Source organism: Pseudomonas sp. PS01303, assembly GCF_029959385.1.
Lineage (GTDB): Bacteria > Pseudomonadota > Gammaproteobacteria > Pseudomonadales > Pseudomonadaceae > Aquipseudomonas > Aquipseudomonas rustica.
On record NZ_JASCPK010000266.1, the window covers coordinates 1 to 3,860 of the forward strand.

Annotated in this window: 3 protein-coding genes; all 3 read left to right on the top strand. The window is 56.9% G+C overall.

All coding sequences use genetic code 11. The annotated features are described in order from the left end of the window. Positions 1-214: 214 nt before the first annotated feature. Genes QMX93_RS30160 through QMX93_RS30170 form a run of 3 tightly spaced genes read left to right on the top strand, consistent with a single transcriptional unit; the run spans position 215 to position 3,780 of the window. Positions 215-874, top strand: coding sequence for a paraquat-inducible protein A (locus QMX93_RS30160; protein ID WP_159815603.1), 660 nt, complete (start codon positions 215-217; stop codon positions 872-874). Beyond that, on the top strand, positions 861-1,484 hold the full coding sequence (locus tag QMX93_RS30165; RefSeq protein WP_053123847.1) for a paraquat-inducible protein A: 624 nt from the start codon (positions 861-863) through the stop codon (positions 1,482-1,484). Before QMX93_RS30160 ends, QMX93_RS30165 begins: the two co-directional genes overlap by 14 nt. Continuing rightward, a complete protein-coding gene (locus QMX93_RS30170) occupies positions 1,477-3,780 on the top strand; it encodes an MlaD family protein (RefSeq protein ID WP_212545488.1) in 2,304 nt (767 codons plus the stop codon). The genes QMX93_RS30165 and QMX93_RS30170 overlap by 8 nt, the downstream gene beginning before the upstream one ends. Positions 3,781-3,860: the final 80 nt, after the last annotated feature.

The following is a 3,860-nucleotide window of genomic DNA, read 5'->3' on the forward strand; positions in this document are numbered from 1 at the left end:
AGTGAAACGATGCATCGCCGATGGTAGTGTGGGGTTTCCCCATGTGAGAGTAGGTCATCGTCAAGATTAAATTCCGAAACCCCAATTGCGAAAGCAGTTGGGGTTTTGTTTTGCCCGCAGGAAAGTTTTTGCACGGTTCATCGAACAAATTTGCACAGTTATTTTCGAACCAGAACACTAGAATAGCCCCACCTTTTTTGGAGCCAGAGCCTTTATGTCAGAGTCGGTTGACGCCCCCGGGCTGTCAGATCTACCGCTGGAAGACTTGGTGGCCTGTCACGAGTGCGACCTGCTGATGCGCAAGCCAACACTTGCCCACGGCGAGAAAGCCCTCTGCCCCCGCTGCGGATACGAGTTGTACGCCCACCGCCATAACGTGGTGCAGCGCAGCCTTGCCCTGGTGATTGCGGCACTGCTGCTGTACATACCAGCGAACTTTTTGCCGATCATGCAGCTCAATCTACTCGGGCAGTCTTCGGATGATACGGTCTGGAGTGGCGTGCTCGGTCTGTTCAATACCGGCATGCAAGGCGTATCGATTGTTGTGTTCCTGTGCAGCATGGCCATTCCGCTGCTCAAGTTGCTGTGCCAATTGTTTGTGCTGCTGACGATCCGTTTTGACATCGGTCGCAGCTATGGCTTGTTGCTCTACCGCATTTACCACCACCTCAAAGACTGGGGGATGCTCGAGGTTTACCTCATGGGCGTACTGGTGGCGATCGTCAAACTGGCGGACATGGCCGCCATCACCGTCGGCCTTGGCCTGGCGTGTTTTATCGGCTTGTTGCTGGTTCAGGTCTGGCTGGAAGTGGTGATGTCGCCGCACCAGATCTGGCAGGCGTTATCAGGGGAAGATGCTCATGCGGGCGATTGATGCAGGCATTCTGACGTGCACCGAATGCCACGAGTTGAACCGGCAGGAAGCGGACAACGATGAACAAACCTGCACCCGCTGCGGTGCATTGGTTCACGCGCGCCGGCCGAACAGCCTCACCCGTACTTGGGCCCTGCTGATCACGGCGGCGATTATCTATATACCGGCCAACGTATTGCCGATCATGACTGTCAGTTCTTTGGGTCAAGGTGACCCAAGCACGATCATGTCCGGCGTGATCCAGTTGGTGCAGCACGGCATGATCCCGATTGCTGCTGTGGTGTTCATCGCCAGTATTCTGGTGCCGACTTTCAAACTGGTGGGCATCGCACTGCTGTTGTTTTCAGTACAACGCAAACAACCGTTGTCGGCGCGGCAGCGCATCTGGATGTACCGCTTCATCGAGTTCATTGGCCGCTGGTCGATGCTCGATATTTTTGTGATCGCCATTCTGGTGGCGGTCGTCAATTTCGGCCGCTTAGCCAGTGTCGAAGCCAATCTTGGCGCCATCGCCTTCGCCAGTGTGGTGATTCTGACGATGCTTGCCGCAGTAACTTTTGATCCCCGACTGATTTGGGATAACACGGAGTCGGACGACGACCATGACTGATTTGCCCGTAGCGAAAACCCGACCGGCCTCGAACTGGTCTGCCATTTGGGTACTGCCTCTGATCGCGTTAATCATCGGTGGCTGGCTCGGCTGGCGTGCCTATTCCGAAACCGGCATCGAGATCCAGATTCGCTTTGAAAGCGGTGAAGGCATCCAGGCCAATAAAACCGAGATCATGTACAAGGGCATGTCGGTCGGTAAGGTCAAAACGCTGAAGCTCGATGACGAGGGCAACTCCAAAGGCGTCATTGCCACCGTCGAGATGAACAAGGACGTCGAGCAATACCTCAAAACCAGCACGCGTTTCTGGCTGGTCAAACCGAGCGTAACTCTGGCCGGCATCACTGGTCTGGAGACGCTGGTCTCAGGTAACTACGTCGCTATCAGTCCCGGCGAAGGCGAGCCCGCGCGCAAGTTCAAGGCGCTGGCCGAAGAGCCGCCGCTGTCCGACGCCAAACCTGGTCTGCACTTGACCATCAAGGCTGATCGTCTCGGTTCGCTGAGCCGTGGCAGCCCGGTGTTCTACAAGCAGATCAAAGTCGGTCAGGTCAAAAGTTATGTGCTGTCGGAAGACCAAAGCACCGTTGAGCTCAAAGTGTTCATCGAACCGACCTACGCCAAACTGGTGCGCAAACACACACGTTTCTGGAACGCCAGCGGCATCAGCATCGACGCCAACCTGTCCGGGGTAAAAGTGCGCAGCGAATCGCTGGCCAGCATCGTCGCCGGCGGTATCGCCTTCGCCACGCCGGAGAATCGCAAGGACAGTCCGCCAACCGATCCGAGCCTGCCATTCCGTCTCTACGAGGACTTCGACGCCGCCGCTGCCGGTATTCGTGTGAAGGTCAAACTCAGCGACTTCGAAGGCCTGCAGGCTGGCCGTACGCCAGTGATGTACAAAGGCATTCAGGTCGGCAACCTGAAAGCATTGAAAGTCGACGCCGATCTGAACAGTGCCACTGCAGAGTTAACCCTCGATCCGCTAGCCGAAGATTATCTGGTGGAGGGCACTCAGTTCTGGGTGGTCAAACCGTCGATCTCGCTGGCCGGCATCACGGGTCTCGAAGCGCTGGTGAAAGGTAACTACATCGCCGTGCGTCCGGGTGACAAAGGTGCCGCCCCGAAACGTGAGTTCGAAGCACGTCCGAAAGCGCCACCGCTGGATCTGCGTTCGCCGGGTCTGCACCTGGTGCTGTTCACCGACACGCTGGGTTCGATCGATGTCGGCAGTCCGATCTTGTACAAGCAGGTCAAGGTCGGTTCGGTACAGAGCTACCAATTCTCCAAGACGCGCAAACAAATCATAGTCGGCGTGCACATCGAGAAGGAATACGAAAACCTGGTCAACGCTTCGACGCGGTTCTGGAATGTCAGCGGTGTGACGTTGACCGGCGGGTTGACCGGCGGCATTCAGGTCAAGAGTGAATCCCTGCAAACCCTGATGGCCGGCGGTATCGCCTTCGAAACACCGCAGGCCAAGGCACCGCTGCAGAAACGCATTCCGCGTTTCCGTCTGTTTGCCAATCATGACGACGCCAGTAAAAAAGGCAGCGTAGTAACGATCAAAGTCGATCGCGCCGACGGTCTCAGCAGCGGCACGCCGGTTCGTTTCAAAGGGCTGGATGTCGGCAAGATTGAAAGCGTCGATCTGACTGACGACTTGCAATCGGTCATCCTCACCGCGCGCATCACGGAAGTGCCGGAGAAGATTGCCCGGGTTGGCAGTCAGTTCTGGGTGGTCAAGCCTGAGCTCGGCCTGATCAAGACAGAGAATCTGGAAACCCTGGTAACCGGCAAGTACATCGAAGTGCAGCCAGCGGCGAAGAACCTTGGCCCGCAGAAGAACTTTGTCGCGCTGGCCAATGCGCCGGAAGTCACCAAACAAGAGGCGGGTCTGAGTCTGGTGTTGAGCGCCGCTCGCCGTGGTTCATTGAAGCCGGGTGTGCCGGTGACTTACCGTGAAATCACGGTGGGTAAAGTTACGGGTTATGAACTGGGCCAGACCGCTGATCGCGTATTGGTGCACATTCTGATCGAACCGAAATACGCGCCACTGGTGCGCAGCGGCAGCCGCTTCTGGAACACCAGCGGTGTCGGGTTTGATATCGGTTTGTTCAACGGGCTGACGGTGCGCACCGAATCGCTGGAGACAGCGATTCAGGGCGGGATTGCCTTCGCTACGCCGGATGGTGAGCGGATGGGCGGTCAGGCTCGGGCGGAGCAGACGTTCCCGTTGTTCGACAAGTTTGAAGATGAGTGGCTGACGTGGGCGCCGAAGATTTCGCTCGGTAAGTAAATTCTGCGGTGTTTGAAGTGGGGCCATCGCGAGCAGGCTCACTCCTACAGGGGAACCAATTCCAACTGTAGGAGTGAGCC

Excerpts from the sequence above, each read along its gene's own strand:
- QMX93_RS30170 (WP_212545488.1), top strand. The coding sequence starts at position 1,477 with ATGACTGATTTGCCCGTAGCGAAAACCCGACCGGCCTCGAACTGGTCT.
- QMX93_RS30165 (WP_053123847.1), top strand. The coding sequence starts at position 861 with ATGCGGGCGATTGATGCAGGCATTCTGACGTGCACCGAATGCCACGAG.
- QMX93_RS30160 (WP_159815603.1), top strand. The coding sequence starts at position 215 with ATGTCAGAGTCGGTTGACGCCCCCGGGCTGTCAGATCTACCGCTGGAA.